The organism is Tardiphaga sp. 768_D3_N2_1 (assembly GCF_052076105.1).
Taxonomy (GTDB): domain Bacteria; phylum Pseudomonadota; class Alphaproteobacteria; order Rhizobiales; family Xanthobacteraceae; genus Tardiphaga.
The window spans coordinates 2772228-2790762 of record NZ_CP197245.1 but is presented as its reverse complement, the minus strand read 5'-3'; the positions used below and the strand labels follow the sequence as shown (position 1 = coordinate 2790762).

The window sequence follows — 18535 nt, the reverse complement described above, 5'->3', positions numbered from 1 at the left end:
GACCACGCGGCGACACCGCGATGTACTCACCCAACCTCTTTCAACACATCGATAAACGCCCGCAGGCCGGGCGGTACCAAGCGGTGGCCGGGATAGTACAGAAACACGCCGGGGATCGGCGGGCACCAGTCGTCGAGCAGGCCGACCAGACGGCCGCTGTCGAGATAGCGCTGCGCCGAGTGGAGCGGGACATAGGCGATGCCGAGGCCGTCGCGCGCGGCCTCGATCATCAGTTCGACATTGTCGAGGGTGAGCACACCCGGCACGTCGATCTCCAGCTCCTGACCGTGCTTCTCGAATTCCCAGCGGTAGAGTTTGCCGCTCGGCAGCCGGAGCCGGATACAGGCATGGTCCTTGAGATCGTCTGGTACACGCGGTGCGGAGCGTCGTTCGAGATAGGCAGGCGAGGCGACCGGGAGAAACCGCGCCTCGCCGCCGAACCGTACCGCGATCATGTCCTGCGGCACCGCTTCGCCGAGCCGGATGCCGGCATCGAAACCTTCGGCGACGATATCAACGAGCCGCCCCTCGGTGACCAGATCGAGTGCCATGTCGGGATGTCGCGCCAGAAAAGTCGGTACCACCTTTTCCATCAGCTTGCGGGCGCCGGGTTCGCTTGAATTGATCCGCAGGGTGCCGCTGGGCCTGCCGCGAAAATCGTCGACCTCCTGCAGGGCCGCGTCGAGGTCGCGCAGCACCGGCTGCAGACGGGATAGGAGCCGCTCGCCTGCCTCGGTCGGGGCGACGCTGCGCGTGGTCCGGTTCAGCAACCGGACGCCGAGATTCTGCTCGAGCACCCGCATCATGTGGCTGAGCGTCGAAGGCTTGAGGCCGAGTTCGTCGGCCGCCTTGCGAAAACTGCGATGCGCCGCGATGGCGGCGAAGGCAGTCAGATCACCGAGCGAGGGTTTTTCATTCATGGGTAAATTTCATCAAGTTATATAATATTGATGGTATATACCCATGAGATGGGATGTCTACCTTGAGGGGACAGCCGCCGCAGCGGCCTCCCACCTCAAGGAGCTTTCCATGACCACTTCTTCCCGCACCTGGTTCATCACCGGGACGTCGTCCGGCTTTGGCCGCGCGCTCACCGAAAAGCTGCTGGCGCGCGGCGACCGCGTCGCGGCTACGCTGCGCAAGACAGGGGCGCTGGACGATCTGAAAGCGCGCCATGGCGACCGGCTGTGGATCGCCACACTGGATGTCACGGACGCCGTCGCCGTGCGGGGTGTCGTTGACCGGGCCTTTGCCGACCTCGGCCGTATCGACGTCGTCCTGAACAATGCCGGTTATGGACTGGTGGGCGCCGGCGAGGAGGTCAGCGACGACCAGATCCGGCATCAGATCGATACCAACCTGATCGGCTCGATTCAGGTCATCCGCGCAGCGCTGCCGCATCTGAGGGCGCAGGGCGGCGGCCGTATTCTGCAGGTGTCCTCCGCTGGCGGCCAGATCGCCTTTCCGGCGCTCAGCCTCTACCACGCCAGCAAATGGGGCATCGAAGGCTTCGTCGAAGCCGTTGCGCAGGAAGTGGCCCCCTTCAACATCGTCTTCACCATCGTCGAACCGGGGGCAACCCAGACGCAATTTGGCAGCAGCCTCATCTCGGCTCCGCCGACCCCGGCCTATGATGCCACGCCGGTGGGGGACATTCGCCGCGCCTTTGCAGCCAACGCGTTTCCGATCGTCGGCGACGCCGCCAAAATGGCCGACGCGATGATTGAGGTCGTCACCCGCGATCCAGCGCCAAAGCGGCTGGCGCTGGGCAGCGATACCTACACCATGGTGCGCGCGGCCCTCGTGGAGCGGCTCACGGCGCTCGACGCGCAGAAAGACATCGCGCTGTCCGTCGACGCGGATGCCTGAGACCGTGATGACGCGGTTGTGACAGAAGCGGCGCCGATACCGGCGGTGCCGCTTCCCAAAATGCCTGTGCATGGCTGCCAAACGCTTTGATTTCACGCAGCAGCATGCTATCGACCACCGCCAATCCTACCGATGGGGTCAGATTCGACGACGGTGTCACGCACCGCCGTTAATCGGCGCATCCAAGGTTCTACCGCGGCCCGCGAGGCCGCCGAATGGAGTTGGCAATGGCAGTCGTTCAGAAGATCCGCGAAGCTTACACGTTCGATGACGTTCTGCTGAAGCCCGGCCTGTCGGACATCCTGCCGTCCGACGCCGATATCCGCTCGCACGCAACGCGGGCTATCCCGCTGAATATTCCGATCATTGCTTCGGCGATGGATACCGTCACCGAAGCCCGTATGGCGATCGCCATGGCGCAGGCCGGCGGTCTCGGCGTGATCCACCGCAACTTCGATCCGGAAGGCCAGGCTGCCCAGGTGCGCCAGGTCAAGAAGTACGAATCCGGCATGGTGGTGAACCCGCTCACCATCGGACCCGATGCCAAGCTCGCCGAAGCGCTGGCGCTGATGAGCGAGCACGGTTTCTCCGGCATTCCGGTCGTGACCGGTGCGAGCAAGGACGTCCCCGGCAAGCTGGTCGGCATTCTCACCAATCGCGACGTGCGCTTCGCCAGCAATCCGAACCAGAAAATCTCCGAACTGATGACGCACGAGAATCTCGTCACCGTGCGGGAAGGCGTCAGCCAGGACGAAGCCAAGCGCATGCTGCACAAGCATCGCATCGAGAAGCTGCTCGTCGTCGACGATCAGTATCGCTGCGTTGGCCTGATCACCGTGAAGGATATGGACAAGGCCGTCGCGCATCCGCTGGCGTCAAAGGATGCGCAGGGACGTCTGCGCGTGGCCGCTGCCACCACCGTGGGTGAGGGCGGCTTCGAGCGCACCGAGCGTCTGATCGATGCGGGCGTCGATGTCGTCGTCGTCGATACCGCGCATGGTCATTCGATGCGCGTGCTGGAAGCCGTGACGCGTATCAAGAAAATTTCGAACTCCGTGCAGGTCATCGCCGGCAATATCGCCACCACCGAAGGCGCGCAGGCGCTGATCGATGCGGGCGCGGACGCGATCAAGGTCGGCATCGGTCCGGGTTCGATCTGCACCACGCGCATCGTCGCAGGCGTCGGCGTGCCGCAGCTCACCGCGATCATGGATGCAGTGGAAGCGACCAAGAAGGCCAACATTCCCGTCATCGCCGATGGCGGCATCAAGTTCTCCGGCGATCTCGCCAAGGCGCTCGCTGCCGGTGCTGATATCGCCATGGTCGGTTCGCTGCTCGCCGGCACCGACGAGACCCCCGGCGAAGTGTTCCTGTGGCAGGGCCGTTCCTACAAGGCCTATCGCGGCATGGGCTCGGTGGGCGCCATGGCGCGCGGTTCGGCGGATCGTTACTTCCAGCAGGACATCAAGGATACGCTGAAGCTCGTGCCGGAAGGCATTGAAGGTCAGGTGCCTTACAAGGGGCCGGTGGGCAATGTGATGCATCAGCTTGCAGGCGGCCTGCGCGCCGCCATGGGCTATGTCGGCGCCAAGACGCTGACCGAATTCCACGACAAGGCAGAATTCGTCCGCATCACCAGCGCCGGACTGCGCGAAAGTCACGTGCATGACGTGACGATTACCCGCGAAAGCCCGAACTATCCGGGCGGTGCTTAACTATATGCGCGATCTCAGACACTTTCGCAGTGCCGCATAGGCATCGCTGCCTAAATTGAGCCCCACAGATCGGCGAAAACGCGCTATTGTTCGCGCGTCACGTGCGCTGTCGGCCATGGGTTACCCGAGGCCGGACAAATCCGGCGTCGGAGCCTGGCCCCGCGTCGCGTTGTGATGCTCATTTTCGACAATGACCTTGTCACGCGTCGAAGTAACACCCGCAGAAAAGAACGTTGGATATCATGGCCATTGAATGGACGGACGAACGCATCTCGGCTCTCGACACCGCGCAACTGAAAAACCTGCGTGAGAATGCGACGCGCCGCGAGGTCACCGCATTGGTCGAGCTCTGCACCGCCGAACTTGCCAAGCGCAATGCCGACAAGCCGCGCCGGATCGGCCAGCCGCGCAGCGAAGCCAAACAGTTCGAGCACGACATGTCGGCCGAGCTCGCAACCGTCGGCAAGGCGATGGCGGAGAAATACGATCTCTCCGAAGCGACCGCGAAGGCGAAGTCCGAAGGCGTGAAGGGCTTCAAGGCGCACAAGCTGCTCGGCTCCGACGGCCATGCAAAGCTCGGCGGCATGCAGCGCGACGGCTCGGTCGCGATCGATCGCTACATTTCCTATCGCCGCGGCACGGACATCGCATCGCTTAGCGTCTTCCTGCTCAAGGACCAGCCGATCGACGCGCGCGAGTTTCAGGTGATCGCGCCGCTGAGCCTGCTCGATGGCGGCAAGCCGGTGGCTGAAATCCGCCCGACGGCAACGGCCGCGCAGAAGCAGTCGGCTGATGGCGGCCTGTCCTTCGCGGATCTCGACAGTGCAGCTGCAGCATTCGACAAGGTGCTGGCGAAGCTCACCGCCTGATATTTGCCGGTTTACGTTTTGAATGCGGCGCGCGATCATCGCGCGCCGCATTTTTTTGCGATCAAGAAAGAGAAACGGAGAAGTATCATGTCAGCAGCCAAACGCGTCGTTCTCGCATCGCGCCCGCACGGTGAGCCCGGCCCATCGAATTTCCGTGTCGAGGATTATGCGGTGCCGACGCCAGGTGAGGGCGAAGTGCTGGTGCGTACGATCTGGCTGTCGCTCGATCCCTATATGCGTGGCCGCATGAATGACGGCCCGTCCTACGCCGCGCCGGTGCCGGTGGACGGCGTGATGGAAGGCGGCACGGTGTGCGAGGTGATCGCCTCGAACAATCCGGGTTTTGCCAAGGGCGATATCGTGCTGGCTCACGCAGGCTGGCAGACTCATGCGATCTCCGACGGCAAGGGACTGCGCAAGCTCGATCCGAAGCTGGCGCCGATCTCGACCGCGGTCGGCATTCTCGGCATGCCCGGCATGACGGCCTATACGGGCCTGCTGGCGATTGGAAATCCGCAGGCCGGCGAGACGGTGGTCGTTGCTGCTGCCTCGGGCGCGGTGGGCTCTGCAGTTGGCCAGATCGCAAAGATCAAGGGCGCCCGTGCGATCGGCATCGCAGGCGGTGCCGACAAGTGCCGCTATGTGAAGGACGAACTCGGCTTCGACGAGTGCCTCGATCACTACGATCCGGATTTTCCGGCGAAGCTGAAGGCCGCGTGCCCCAATGGCATCGACGTGTATTTTGAGAATGTCGGCGGCGCGGTGTTCGAAGCGGTGTTTCCGCTGCTGAATTTCTTCGCGCGCATTCCGGTATGCGGGCTGATCGCGCAATACAACGACACGACGTCGGAAGCGCCGAAATGGGCCGCCGCGATGATGCGCAACGTGCTCACCAAACGCCTGAACATCCGCGGCTTCATCGTGCGCGACTTCGCATCGATGCATGGCGACTTCCTGCGCGACATGTCGCAATGGGTGCGCGAGGGCAAGGTGAAGTACAAGGAACACGTCACCGAAGGTCTCGACAATGCGCCGACGGCGTTCATGGGACTGCTGAAGGGCAAGAACTTCGGCAAGCAGCTCGTGCGCGTCGGCGCGGATAAGGCGTAGACGCCAAAAACTCCGACGTCGTCCCCGCGCAGGCGGGGACCCATAACCTCCAACGATATGTTGGGGCGATTGCCGAGCCACGTCGGCCGAGTGCTAACCACGCCGACAGCGTGTATGGGTCCCCGCCTGCGCGGGGACGACAGCGATGTCGTCGCTAGGCGCGCGGCTCGCCTTTCTCATTGATGACGGTGAACAGATCGATGTCGGTCTGGCCCGGCGCGCGGCTGTGACGAACTTTAAAGTCGCCGGGCTGGAAACTGTATTCGACGAGCCCGACTTCCTTGATGCCGATCGTCTCCTGCTTGTCCTCCGCACGAATGATGAAACTGCTCGATGGCGCCCAGACATGCCTGACGCTGCGCCATGTGGTGTCGCGCCGCTGGTGGACATGACCGCAGGCGACGAGCCGCAGATCGACAGGGTCAAGCAGATCGATGAGACGGCGGCGTGCCGGCATCGGGACGTAGCGGATCGACGTCGCAGCCAGTTCCGGATCGTCCGGGGTATTCAGAAATAGCGGCTTGTGGATGAACAGCGCCAGCGGTCGTCCGTTCAGGCCCGACAGTTGCGAGGCGAGCCAGTCGAACTGCTCCTCTTCGCAGGCGAGCCCACTATTCATGATCAATGAATTCAGGCCGATGAAGCACCAGCCGGCCGCATTGAAACGCCAGTGGTCGTGTCCAAAGACCGAGACGAATGACTGCCGGTTTTGTTCGGAAATCAGTTGGGTTGGTGGCGGAGCGACCAGAGTCGGGTTGTCGCCGATGTCGTGATTACCCGGCAGATAGCGGCAGGCAATGGGAAGGGCGTCATGCTGTGATCTGGCGAAGGCCAGGTCATCGGGATGGCCCGGGCCATCGAAGGCAAGGTCGCCACTATTGATAACGAGGTCCGGCTTTGCTGCGTCGATGAATGCGCAGACGTGCTGGAAATTTGCGACGAATTGCGGAAAGCGTGCGCCGAGATGTGTATCGGTGATCTGGATCAGGCGGAATTCGGACATGGCGGGAACTCCTCTGACGGAGAGTGTAGCCGTCCCGGATGTCAGTCAGATGGCTCGCACGGCCGAAAATCAGATCACGCGATACCTGATCGCATAGCCATCATTGGTGCGGGCTGTCTTGCCCGCGCTGGCCGATGCGATCATCTGATCGACCAGATGCCACGGGCTGAATTCTGCCTGATGGCTCGGGCTGGCGGCGAGCCGCAGTTTGAATATCAGCGGTGCCTGGCCCGGCACATTCACGATCATCACACGCTGCGTGGTGCGAAACTTGAGCGGCACCGTGCCCTTGAGGATGCTCTCGCCCTTGCTGGTAAAGGTTGGACCTTCGCTGATGGCGGCGAGCGCCTGATTGCGGTCGGTATGCAGCTCGATCTGCGTGGCTTCCGCATTGATCTTCGCCGCGACGGCATCGGGCAGGCGGATTTCGAATTCGACGGCGGGCCTGGTCGGATTGATGCCGAGATAGCCGAGCGCGGTGTGGCGCATGTCATAGGCGGCGAAGGCGAGGAGGCCGAGCACGGCCAGCGTCGCGACGCCGTGGCGGACCACGTCATAGACCGAGCGATAGCGGGCGCTGAAATAGAGGTTCAGCAGGATAGCCACCGCGAGCGCTGCAGCGGCGCCGGCCAGGGTGGACATCATGAGGCCGGCCCAGCTGTCGGGATCGCCGGGCGTCAGCATGGCAAAGAGGGCATCGAGATAGGCCATGGCAGGGCTCTCGGCAGGACTCTTGAGGGTGACGCGCCAGCGGGCTGCGTCTGAAAATGGGTGTCGGTCGCCGCCTCGCCGGTTCAATGCGGCCGGATGGAACCCGCAGGGAACTTTTGGGGCTGGTTATTCGTCATGTTCCCCGGGGAGAGGATGAGAGCGCAGGCGGGTGCCGCGCGGCCTCGAATCCCCGTGGCTGAGGAAATTTCAATGTCGGTTCAATGGGTTTTACTGCCAGTCTTTGTGCTTGTGGCCATCACATTGGGAGCCTTTTTCTGGACCGGCCGGCGCGGCGGCGTGCTGAGCCGCAATGATGCCGGCGACCTGCCGAATACCGCTCCGCAGCTCGATCTGCTGTTCTATGCGCTGATCGCCATCGGACTGCCGCTGCGCAAGATCGATCTGGTGCTGGTTTGCCTGTCCTGGGTGTTCGTGATCGCCCGTTTTGTCAGTGCCGGTTTCGTCGGCGGCAGCCGTGGATCGCAAGCCTGGCTTGCCAGCGCGCTTGTGTTGTTGGCGATGTGGCTCTACTTCGCGCTGCGGATGCTTCTCCTGATTTGATCGGGGGCGGCATCGCGCCTCTCTCCGTCGAAAGATTGTCATGACTCCCGCCGCACGAATTTCAGCCGCGATCGATGTGATCGAGGCCATCGACAGCCAGCGTATCCCTGCCGCCAAGGCGCTGAAGGAGTGGGGCACCGCGCACCGTTTCGCCGGCTCCGGCGACCGGGCCGGGATTTCCGGGCTGGTCTGGGACGTGCTGCGGCGGCGGGCCTCCAGCGCCTGGATTATGGACGACGACACATCGCGGGCGCGGGTGCTCGGCATGCTCAAGGCCGAGCGCAGCATGGACGTGGAGACGATTGCCGCGCTGTGCGACGGCAGCCGTTTCGCGCCGGAGCCGCTGTCGGACGCGGAGCGCGCCGCGCTGACGTCGCGGACGACGGCGGGGGCGCCGGCGCATATCGCCGGCGATTATCCGGAATGGCTCGACGGCCAGTTGGCCGAGGTGTTTGGCGACGATCGCGTGGCGGAAGCCACCGCGATGGCCAGCCGTGCACCGCTGGATCTGCGCGTCAATACGCTGAAGGCCAAGCGCGAGAAGGTGCTGGGCTCGCTCCGGCATCTCGGCGCCACCGAGACGCCGTGGTCGCCGCTGGGCTTGCGGATCGATCTCGGCGCCGATGCGCGCAATCCCGGCATCCATGCCGAGGAGGATTTCATCAAGGGCGGCATCGAGGTGCAGGACGAGGGCTCGCAGCTTGCGGCGCTGCTCGCCAATGCCAAGCCGGGCGAACAGGTGATCGATCTTTGCGCGGGGGCAGGCGGCAAGACGCTGGCGCTGGCAGCGATGATGCAGGGCAAGGGCCGGTTAATCGCCACCGACGCCGACAAGCGCCAGCTCGCGCCGATCCACGAGCGGCTGTCGCGCGCCGGCGTCCACAATGCCGATATCCGCACGCCCAAGGGGCCGGATGACACGCTCAGCGACATCCACAACTCCGCGGATCTCGTGCTGATCGATGCGCCATGCACCGGCACCGGAACCTGGCGTCGCAATCCCGACGCCAAATGGCGGATGCGGCCGGGCGCCCTCGAAGTCCGGATCAAGGACCAGCAGGAGGTGCTGGATCGCGCTGTCGCACTGGTGAAGCCGGGCGGCCGGATCGCCTATGTGACCTGTTCGGTGCTTCCTCAGGAAAACCGCGACCAGATCCGCGCTTTTACCGCCCGCCAGCCGGAGTTTGCTGTGGTGCCGCCGGAGCAGGTGATGTCGGTGCTGTGGGACAAATCCGAGGATTTCGCCGCAGCCACCTATCAGAGCCCGGAAGGCCTGCTGATGACCCCGCGGCGGACCGGAACGGACGGGTTTTTCGTGAGTGTGATGGTGCGGAAGAAGGCTGGCTAAGGCCCATCCCCGTCATTGCGAGGAGCCTTTGCGACGAAGCAATCCAGTCTTCCTTGTGGCTTCTGGATTGCTTCGCTGCGCTCGCAATGACGTGGATAGGGCGGCGCAGACCAGCCATATCCCGGCTTTTCAGCCTTGCGAGGCCGGCATGAGTCGCGTAATTCCTCGCTATGACAGCCCCCAGCAAAACCTCCGTTTCGCCCGCCGATCCGTCACCCCATGTGGCTGCGGCGCATGACAAGATTCTGATCGTCGATTTCGGCTCTCAGGTGACGCAGCTGATCGCGCGGCGCGTCCGCGAGGAGGGCGTCTATTCGGAAATCGTGCCGTTCAACAAGGCTGCAGAGGCCTTCGCCGAGATGAAGCCGAAGGCCGTGATCCTGTCCGGCGGTCCGGCCTCGGTGCTCGACGACAACGCACCGTCCGCGCCGCTGTCGATCCTCACCGCCGGCGTGCCGGTGCTCGGCATCTGCTATGGCGAACAGACCATGGCGCAGCAGCTCGGCGGTACCGTCGAGGCCGGCCATCACCGCGAATTCGGCCGCGCCGCCATCGAGATCACCGACGACTGCGCGCTGTTCGAAGGCGTCTGGGAGAAGGGCGGCAAATACGACGTCTGGATGAGCCATGGCGACCGCGTCACCAAGATGCCCGACGGTTTCCGTGCTGTCGCGAAAGCGCCGGGCTCGCCGATCTCGATCATCGCTGACGATGTCCGCAAGTTCTATGCGATGCAGTTTCACCCGGAAGTCGCGCATACGCCGGACGGCGCAAAACTGATCCGCAACTTCGTGCGCAACATCGCCGGTTTCACCGGCGACTGGACCATGCGCGCCTTCCGCGAGGAAGCGATCGAGAAGATCCGCGCCCAGGTCGGCAAGGGCCGGGTGATCTGCGGCCTGTCCGGCGGCGTCGACAGTGCAGTCGCAGCCGTACTGATCCATGAAGCCATCGGCGACCAGCTCACTTGCGTATTCGTCGATCACGGCATGCTGCGCAAGGACGAGGCCAAGACCGTCGTCGATCTGTTCCGGCACCACTACAACATCCCGCTGGTCCACGTGGATGCGTCCAAGACGTTCCTTGGCGAGCTCGAAGGCGTCACCGATCCCGAGGTGAAGCGCAAGACCATCGGCCGCCTGTTTATCGACGTGTTCGATGCTGAGGCGAAGAAGATCGGCGGCGCGGATTTCCTCGCGCAGGGCACGCTCTATCCCGACGTGATCGAAAGCGTCTCCTTCACCGGCGGACCTTCGGTCACCATCAAGTCGCACCACAATGTCGGCGGCCTTCCGGCGCGCATGAACATGAAGCTGGTCGAGCCGCTGCGCGAATTGTTCAAGGACGAAGTCCGCGATCTCGGCCGCGAGCTGGGCCTGCCCGACATCTTCGTCGGCCGTCATCCGTTCCCGGGCCCCGGCCTCGCCATCCGCTGCCCCGGCGAGATCACGCGTGAAAAACTCGACATCCTGCGCGAGGCTGATGCCGTCTATATCGACCAGATCCGCAAGGCGGGCCTCTACGACACCATCTGGCAGGCCTTTGCCGTGCTGCTGCCGGTGAAGACCGTCGGCGTGATGGGCGATGGCCGCACCTATGAATACGTCGTCGGCCTGCGCGCCGTGACCTCGACCGACGGCATGACCGCGGACTTCTACGCCTTCGACATGAAGTTCTTGGGCGAGACCGCGACGCGCATCATCAACGAGGTGAAGGGCGTGAACCGCGTGGTGTATGACATCACCTCGAAGCCGCCGGGGACGATTGAGTGGGAGTGAGGAAGAATCTGTAACAGCGCCTGCCGGCCAGATGCTGGCAGTTACAATAAAATCGGAGATAGTCTTGGCGGCAAATTTCGCGGGCGATATCGAGGAGCTGAAGCACAAGGTAGCGAGCGCCGCCATTACTGGCGATTGGTCAGAAGACGAGCTAGGTAAACATAGTTTTCGATCTAAGAAGGGCGGGATTTTAAATTTCTGGTCTTCTAAGGGAACACTTCAATTCCAGGGAAAACCTGAGCCCAAGGCGGAATTGGAAGCGATTTTTTCAGGCGACGTTTCCGCGTTCACGCGTCCGGCGACGGACTCTAACTCATCACAAAAAGCAACTGACCAACGAACCAAAATATTCGTGGTCCATGGGCATGACCATACAGCACTTGAGCAGCTAGAACTTGTGCTACGTCGCTTGAATCTTGACCCATACATTCTCCAAAATAATGATGGAGAAAGCAAAACGATAATTGAAGCGCTGGAGCAGCAGATTTATCGGGAAGCTGCTTTTGGCATAGTTCTGATGACGCCTGATGATTTTGGTTACGCTAAAGTCAAAGGTGAGACGGATAGGCAGCCGAGAGCGCGCCAGAATGTCGTGCTCGAGATGGGAATGGTTTTCGCGTCTCTTGGGCGAGATAGAATGGTTATCTTAAAGAAAGGCGCTCTCGAGATTCCAAGCGATATAGATGGCGTTCTGCGCCTTGAATTTAACGATCATGTTAAAGAGGTGGGAGTACGCCTTGCCACGCGCATGAAGAATGCTGGTATCGAGATTGATGATTCCCTCATTCACCGGGTTGGAGTCTGACCGCGGTCATCGTCGTTGCTAATTGCCGGGGGGCGGCGAGTAAATGGGACGAAATCGCTTCAATCAGGGTCATGCGATTCCGGATTTTGTTGATAAATTCGGGACGGCATTAGCATACTTCAGTCTTCGGGTGCGTGAGACTGCCAATATTAAGCATGCCGGCGCCAAAGGAACCGAGCGGGAGCTTGACCTGGTAGCGTTCATTGATGGCTTGCTGCCAAATTCCTATCACGCGAGAAAAGGTGAGGTCGTTGATCTAAAAGGGCGGAAGAGCCCTCAGCTTGACGTGGTGATTTTCGACGCAATAAAGAATTTTCCGCTCTACAGCGGTGATACAGTGGTGCTCCCAGCTGAGGCTTTACTTGCCAGTGTGGAGGTTAAATCAAAACTGAACGCGACGGAGGTGGCAACTTCCCAAGAGGCGGCGAGAGAACTGAAGTTGCTTGAGCCGATGAAAAGGAAATTAGGCTCGTCTACCGCGCATGCTGCATCCGGGCCACGTGCTTACCGATATCTGCACGGCCTGTTCGCCTATGACACTGACGTCAAAGAAAGCAAATGGGCTGCAACGGAGCTAGCGCGATTTGAAAAGCATTCCGCTGGACCTGCCGATGGTGCTATCGATTTTGTTTATGTATTGAACCGAGGGCTCATAGATACTCGATCTCGGTCAGTCATTCTTGAGGACGAGGCGACGGGGCAGGCCCTCGTTGCATTTTGGTTTGCATTTTATAACTTCATTGATCGCGAAAATAGAAGGCGAGATCGAGCTCCATATTTCAACTACGCATCCGATCTCAATCGCTTTTGGCATAAAATCTAAAGAGTCGAGAGGATTAGCGCTGCGTATCCCACAGCGTCGTCGATGGAGGGCGCGATACGCTTCGCTATTGCGCCTTACGACTTAAACTAACAACTTCGTCATCGTGTCCCGGACGCGAAGCATCACGCCCACTCGGGCGTGGTGCTTCGCAGAGCTACGGGCGTCCCAAACGCCGGAATTCCCGACGGTCCCGGATCCGCGGAGCAGCACAAAAGTGCTGCACCGCGTCCGGGACAAGTGTCCCATTATGCCTTTCGCGCGCGACCGGTTTTCGGCGTCGATCACACAGTCGTTGATCGACTACTGCTCCGTCTTGAACAAATCCTGGAAGATCAGAGGGCCCCACGTACGGCCGCGGGCGTGCACCAGCGCGCCGCCTTCGTCGAGCTTGCCGAGCTTGACCGGTGCGAAGCCGAGTTGTCTGGCGAGATCCGCCACGGGAGCGATCGCATCATCGTCGTCACTCGACAGAAAGACGACGCGGTGGCCGCCCGCGACGACCGGATCGGTTGCCAGCTTCGCCGCAATCAGGTGATTGAAGCCTTTGACGAGCCTGGCGCCGGTGAACGACTTCGCAACGAAGGCCGAGGACGGGACGCCGTCCAGCTCTTCAGGGACTGGAAACGCGTTCATCGCGTCGATGACCGTCTTGCCTTTCCAGTTCGGCAGGGCCTTCGCAACCGCGCGATGCTCCCCGAACGGGACCGCCAGGATGATCGTGTCGGCCTCGAGTGCTTTCGGCAGTGACTTGGCGACGACCGTGGGTCCAATCGCCCGAGCCTGTGTCGCCAGCGCTTCGGGCGGCCGACGGCTCGCGACGGTCACGTCGATGTTCTTACGGGCGAAGGCGTGGGCGAGGGCCTGGCCTATCTTGCCGAATCCTACAATCGCATAGCTCATAACGTTTCTCCGATTTTCAGATGGCCGAGAAGCCGCCGTCGACAGACAGCTCCAGCCCATTCACGAAGCTCGAATCGTCTGAAGCAAGAAACAGCGCGACCGCCGCAATTTCCTCGGGACGACCCATCTTTCCCCGCGGGATCAGGGATTCGAACATCTGCTTCGCCTCCTCGGTGAGGACCTGGTCCTGCATCGGCGTGGCGATCGGCCCGGGGTGCAGCACGTTCACCCGGATATTCCTGCCCTTCAGCTCGTTGAGCCACCCGCGTGCGAATGCGTGCAGCGTCGCCTTGCTCGCCGCATACACGCTGTAACCAGGAAAGCCTTTCAACGATGCAACCGATCCGGTCATGAAGATCGATCCGCCATCGTTTAACAGCGGCAACGCCTTTTGCACCGTGAACAGCGTGCCGCGCGTATTCAGGTCGAAGGTCGCATCGAAATGCTGCTCGGTAATCTCGCCCAGTGGCAAGGCTTCGCCCGTGCCGGCGCTCGCATACAGGATGTCGATCTCTCCCTTTTCCCGCTTGACCGTGTCGAACAGGCGGTCGAGGTCGTCGAGATTGGCCGCGTCGCCACGCACGCCGGTCACGTTCCGGCCAATCAGCCTGACGGCCTCATCGAGCGCCTCCTGCCTCCGGCCCGTGATGAAGACGTAAGCGCCTTCTTCAACGAACCGCCTGGCGCTCGCCAGCGCCATGCCGCTCGATCCACCCGTGATGACTGCAACCTTACCTTCAAGCTTTCCCATGACTTTTCCTTCAGACTCCGTGTTTGGTCGTTCGGGGAAGGCCCCCGAGACCGTGGACATGGGTCCGCCGGCGTCGGGCGTTCAGTGCGGAAGCGTGCACATCGGTGGTGCGAAATCGATCCGGCTGGGCGGCCGACGTCAGGTGCAACGATCAGCGCCCCCGTTCGGGAGGGGGCTGCGTGCGCCGGTGTGTGCGATAACGCCCACCCTTGCTATCCCAATGCAGGATGCCGTTCGGTGATGTTAGACACGGGCCTTGGAAAGGCGCCCCGCGTGGCGCAGGAATGCACCATGATCGACTGGGATGACGTTCGATATTTTCTTGCCGTCGCGCGCGGAGGTTCAGTTCGGGCCGCCGCCGGGCGCCTCGGGGTGAATCACTCCACCGTGCTGCGACGCATCGGCCAACTGGAGGAACGGCTCGGGGCGCTGATGTTCGAGAAGCTGCCTTCGGGCTACCGCCTGACAGCTGCGGGGGAGGAGGTCCTCGAGCTCGCTGACCAGATGGAAGCGTCGTCGCACCAGTTGGAGACGCGCGTCTTCGGTCGCGACCAGGGCGCGCGCGGGCTTTTGCGGGTGACACTTCCACCGTTCCTCGCCACACACCTGCTCATGCCGGATCTCGCAGACTTCTCGCATATGCACCCGGACATCGAGATGGAAATCTTGTCGAGCGGCGAGGTGGCGAATCTGACCAACCGAGAGGCAGACGTCGCGATCCGCATTGTCGCCGACCGCAAGACCCTGCCGCTCAATCTTCACGGCCTGAGGGGACCGGAGCTGTTCAGCGCCGTTTACATGTCTCGCGATCGACTCGCCGCGTGGCGTGCGGGCGCGCTTGATCCCATCCGGTGGATCGTCATCAACAATCACGGACTCCCGGGCTGGGCGCGCGAGGGAGAGGTTCACACCACGGGAGTTCCGTTCAGGACCCCGGACGCCGAGGCGCAGATCGTAGCGGCGCAGCAAGGGATCGGGATGACGAAGCTGCCGTGCTTCGTCGGAGATGCCGACCCTCTACTGGTGAGGGTGCCGGGCACCGACCTGCCCAAGCATGGGACGCTCTGGCTTCTCACGCAGGGGGAGACGCGCAAGACGAAGCGGGTGCGGCTCTTCACGGAGTTCATATCCCGCAGACTCGCCGCGTATGCGCCGCTTCTCGCAGGGCTGTCCATATCGCGCGACTGATGTGCGGCGGGTCGCCGACCACCAATTTGCTGACGGCGGCGGGTCAGGCCGACGTTTCGGACGGTCTTGGGAGCGTTTCTTTGCGACAGGTCGGGTGAGAACCGTCATTTCAGCCCGGCAAGCATGCCTGCCGTCATGTTTTGACCGTTGAACGCTGAATTTAAAGGACTATTTTTACCGCAATGCAGTATCTTGTCAGTCGGCCCCGATTGACGTACTCGAAGCCGAATTCGCCTTTAGACCGGTTTTAACAATAACGGTTGGTGGCGCTGCGTTTCAGCGTCAACCTCCTCATGACGTTGGGATGATGATGAGCCTTTATTCAGATTACCTCGCTGAGATCGAAAGCAGAAAAGCTCAGAACCTCGCTCCCAAGCCGATCGACGACGGCGCGCTCACAGGCGAAATCATCGCCCTGATCAAGGACAACGGCAGCGCATACCGCGCCGACGCCCTGAAATTCTTCATCTACAACACCCTGCCGGGCACCACGAGCGCCGCGGGCGTCAAGGCCGCCTTCCTCAAGGAGATCATCCTCGGCGAGGCGATCGTTCCGGAAATCACGCCCAGCTTCGCGCTGGAACTGCTGTCGCACATGAAGGGCGGCCCCTCGATCGGCGTGCTGCTCGACGTCGCGCTGGGCACCGACGCCGCGCTGGCGAAGCAGGCGGGCGAAGTGCTGAAGACCCAGGTCTTCCTCTACGACGCCGACATGTTCCGGCTGCGCGATGCCTACAAGGCCGGCAACGCCGTCGCCAAGGACGTGCTCGAGAGCTACGCCAAGGCCGAATTCTTCACCAAACTCCCGGACGTCGCCGACGAGATCAAGGTCGTCACCTATATCGCCGCAGAAGGCGATATCTCGACCGACCTGTTGTCGCCCGGCAACCAGGCGCATTCGCGTTCGGATCGTGAGCTGCATGGCCAGTGCATGATCACGCCGGAAGCGCAGAAGGAAATCCAGGCGCTGCAGGCGCAGCACCCGGACAAGCGCGTGATGATGATCGCCGAGAAGGGCACGATGGGCGTCGGCTCGTCGCGCATGTCCGGCGTGAACAACGTGGCGCTATGGACCGGCAAGCAGGCCAGCCCCTATGTGCCCTTCGTCAATTTCGCCCCCGTCGTCGCCGGCACCAACGGCATCTCGCCGATCTTCGCAACCACGGTGGATGTCACCGGCGGCATCGGCGTCAATCTGAAGAACTGGGTCAAGAAGCTCGGCGAGGACGGCAAGCCGCTGCTCAACAATGAGGGCAACCCGATCCTCGAGCAGAAATATTCGGTCGCGACCGGCACCGTGCTGAAGCTCGACGCCAAGGCCAAGAAGCTGCGCGACGAGGCCGGCAACGAGCTGGTCGACGTCGCCGCCGCCTTCACGCCGCAGAAGATGGAATTCATGAAGGCGGGCTCGTCCTACGCCATCGTGTTCGGCAAGAAGCTGCAGACCTTCGCTGCGCAGACGCTGGGTGTCGAAGCTACCCCGGTGTTCGCTCCGAACAAGGAGATCACTGTCGAGGGCCAGGGCCTGACCGCGGTCGAGAAGATCTTCAACCGTAATGCCGTCGGCGTGACGCCGGGCAAGGTGCTGCATGCCGGCTCCGACGTGCGCGTGAAGGTCAACATCGTTGGCTCGCAGGACACCACCGGTCTGATGACCGCGCAGGAGCTGGAAGCGATGGCGGCCACCGTCATCTCGCCGCTCGTGGACGGCGCCTATCAGTCGGGCTGCCACACCGCGTCCGTCTGGGACAAGAAGGCGCAGGTCAACATTCCGAAGCTCATGTCCTTCATGAACAATTTCGGCGTGATCACCGCGCGCGATCCGAAGGGCGTCTATCACTCGATGACCGACGTGATCCACAAGGTGCTGAACGACATCACCGTGGATGACTGGGCGATCATCATCGGCGGCGATAGCCACACCCGCATGTCGAAGGGCGTCGCCTTCGGCGCCGACTCCGGTACCGTGGCGCTGGCACTGGCGACCGGCGAAGCCACCATGCCGATCCCGCAATCGGTCAAGGTGACCTTCAAGGGCAGCATGAAGCCCTATATGGACTTCCGCGACGTCGTGCATGCGACCCAGGCGCAGATGCTGCAGCAGTGCGGCGACAACGTCTTCCAGGGCCGCATCATCGAAGTCCATATCGGCACGCTGCTGGCTGACCAGGCCTTCACCTTCACCGACTGGACGGCCGAGATGAAGGCCAAGGCGTCGATCTGCATCTCGCAGGACGCGACGCTGATCTCTTCGCTGGAGATCGCCAAGTCGCGCATCCAGATCATGATCGACAAGGGCATGGACAATCCCGCCCAAACGCTGAAGGGCCTGATTGACAAGGCGGATGCGCGTATCGGCGAGATCCGTTCGGGCGAGAAGCCCGCACTGACGCCGGATGCGAATGCCAAGTACTTCGCGGAAGTCGTCGTCGATCTCGACATCATCGACGAGCCGATGATCGCCGACCCCGACGTCAACAATGCCGACGTGTCGCGTCGCTACACCCACGACACGATCCGCCCGATCTCCTATTACGGCGGCACCAAGAAGGTGGATCTCGGCTTCGTGGGCTCATGCATGGTGCATAAGGGCGACATGAAGATCGTCGCCCAGATGCTCAAGAACATCGAGAAGTCCGAAGGCAAGGTCGCGTTCAACGCGCCGCTGGTCGTCGCGGCCCCGACCTACAACATCATCGACGAACTGAAGGCCGAAGGGGATTGGGAAATCCTGCAGAAGTATTCGGGCTTCGAATTCGACGACGTGAAGCCGAAGACCGCGAACCGCACCGCTTACGAAAACATCCTCTATCTCGAGCGCCCGGGCTGCAACCTTTGCATGGGCAACCAGGAAAAGGCGGAGAAGGGCGACACCGTTCTCGCCACCTCGACCCGCCTGTTCCAGGGCCGCGTGGTGGAAGACACCGCCGAGAAGAAGGGTGAATCGCTGCTGGCCTCGACCCCGGTCGTGGTGCTGGCGGCTATTCTCGGCCGCACGCCGAGCGCGGAAGAATACAAGGCCGCGGTCGAAGGCATCGACCTGACCAAGTTCGCACCGCCGAAGTCCGGCGCGATGGGGGCGTCCGTCCACTACTAAGGGCGGC

16 protein-coding genes are annotated in these 18535 nt (G+C 62.1%); 11 read left to right on the top strand and 5 right to left on the bottom strand.

Annotated elements, in window-relative coordinates:
- Positions 1–26: 26 nt before the first annotated feature.
- Positions 27–920, bottom strand: a complete 894-nt coding sequence (locus AB8A27_RS12960; RefSeq protein WP_441242259.1) for a LysR family transcriptional regulator — start codon at positions 918–920, stop codon at positions 27–29.
- A 109-nt stretch (positions 921–1029) separates the two neighbouring features.
- On the opposite strand from AB8A27_RS12960, the gene AB8A27_RS12955 reads away from it, so the two are divergent.
- The 4 genes from AB8A27_RS12955 (at position 1030) to AB8A27_RS12940 (ending at position 5563) form a co-directional block, all read left to right on the top strand.
- On the top strand, positions 1030–1869 hold the full coding sequence (locus tag AB8A27_RS12955) for an SDR family oxidoreductase (protein WP_441242258.1): 840 nt from the start codon (positions 1030–1032) through the stop codon (positions 1867–1869).
- A gap of 227 nt (positions 1870–2096) precedes the next feature.
- Positions 2097–3584, top strand: coding sequence for an IMP dehydrogenase (gene guaB / locus AB8A27_RS12950; protein WP_115029188.1), 1488 nt, complete (start codon positions 2097–2099; stop codon positions 3582–3584).
- Positions 3585–3826: 242 nt separating this feature from the next.
- Positions 3827–4453 (top strand): hypothetical protein, encoded by a 627-nt coding sequence (locus tag AB8A27_RS12945; protein WP_441242257.1) that lies wholly within the window; start codon positions 3827–3829, stop codon positions 4451–4453.
- A gap of 87 nt (positions 4454–4540) precedes the next feature.
- Positions 4541–5563, top strand: a complete 1023-nt coding sequence (locus AB8A27_RS12940; RefSeq protein ID WP_441242256.1) for an NADP-dependent oxidoreductase — start codon at positions 4541–4543, stop codon at positions 5561–5563.
- 154 nt (positions 5564–5717) lie between these two features.
- Here AB8A27_RS12940 and AB8A27_RS12935 read toward each other — a convergent pair whose 3' ends face one another.
- Both AB8A27_RS12935 and AB8A27_RS12930 read right to left on the bottom strand, forming a co-directional pair.
- Positions 5718–6566 (bottom strand): metallophosphoesterase family protein, encoded by an 849-nt coding sequence (locus AB8A27_RS12935; protein WP_441242255.1) that lies wholly within the window; start codon positions 6564–6566, stop codon positions 5718–5720.
- Between the two features lie 69 nt (positions 6567–6635).
- Positions 6636–7277, bottom strand: a complete 642-nt coding sequence (locus AB8A27_RS12930) for an acriflavin resistance protein (RefSeq protein WP_441242254.1) — start codon at positions 7275–7277, stop codon at positions 6636–6638.
- A 210-nt stretch (positions 7278–7487) separates the two neighbouring features.
- On the opposite strand from AB8A27_RS12930, the gene AB8A27_RS12925 reads away from it, so the two are divergent.
- From AB8A27_RS12925 to AB8A27_RS12905, 5 genes are all read left to right on the top strand, one after another.
- Positions 7488–7838 carry a hypothetical protein gene (locus tag AB8A27_RS12925; protein ID WP_441244900.1) on the top strand — a complete coding sequence of 117 codons (351 nt, stop codon included), beginning with the start codon at positions 7488–7490 and terminating at the stop codon, positions 7836–7838.
- A 40-nt stretch (positions 7839–7878) separates the two neighbouring features.
- The gene (locus AB8A27_RS12920; RefSeq protein WP_441242253.1) at positions 7879–9186 is read left to right on the top strand and encodes an RsmB/NOP family class I SAM-dependent RNA methyltransferase; all 1308 of its coding nucleotides are present in this window, start codon (positions 7879–7881) and stop codon (positions 9184–9186) included.
- Positions 9187–9356: 170 nt separating this feature from the next.
- Positions 9357–10964, top strand: a complete 1608-nt coding sequence (guaA, locus tag AB8A27_RS12915) for a glutamine-hydrolyzing GMP synthase (protein WP_441242252.1) — start codon at positions 9357–9359, stop codon at positions 10962–10964.
- Positions 10965–11028: 64 nt separating this feature from the next.
- Positions 11029–11769: a TIR domain-containing protein gene (locus tag AB8A27_RS12910; protein ID WP_441242251.1), complete on the top strand. Its 741-nt coding sequence runs from the start codon at positions 11029–11031 to the stop codon at positions 11767–11769.
- Positions 11770–11812: 43 nt separating this feature from the next.
- Complete coding sequence (locus AB8A27_RS12905) at positions 11813–12592, top strand: DUF6602 domain-containing protein (RefSeq protein WP_441242250.1); 780 nt, start codon at positions 11813–11815, stop codon at positions 12590–12592.
- Between the two features lie 300 nt (positions 12593–12892).
- On the opposite strand, the gene AB8A27_RS12900 is transcribed toward AB8A27_RS12905, so the two are convergent.
- Together AB8A27_RS12900 and AB8A27_RS12895 are read right to left on the bottom strand one after the other, a co-directional pair.
- Positions 12893–13492, bottom strand: a complete 600-nt coding sequence (locus tag AB8A27_RS12900) for an NADPH-dependent F420 reductase (RefSeq protein ID WP_441242249.1) — start codon at positions 13490–13492, stop codon at positions 12893–12895.
- 16 nt (positions 13493–13508) lie between these two features.
- The gene (locus AB8A27_RS12895) at positions 13509–14243 is read right to left on the bottom strand and encodes an SDR family NAD(P)-dependent oxidoreductase (RefSeq protein ID WP_441242248.1); all 735 of its coding nucleotides are present in this window, start codon (positions 14241–14243) and stop codon (positions 13509–13511) included.
- Positions 14244–14534: 291 nt separating this feature from the next.
- On the opposite strand from AB8A27_RS12895, the gene AB8A27_RS12890 reads away from it, so the two are divergent.
- Positions 14535–15431, top strand: coding sequence for a LysR family transcriptional regulator (locus AB8A27_RS12890; RefSeq protein WP_441242247.1), 897 nt, complete (start codon positions 14535–14537; stop codon positions 15429–15431).
- Between the two features lie 310 nt (positions 15432–15741).
- Positions 15742–18528, top strand: a complete 2787-nt coding sequence (locus AB8A27_RS12885; RefSeq protein WP_441242246.1) for a bifunctional aconitate hydratase 2/2-methylisocitrate dehydratase — start codon at positions 15742–15744, stop codon at positions 18526–18528.
- Positions 18529–18535 lie beyond the last annotated feature (7 nt).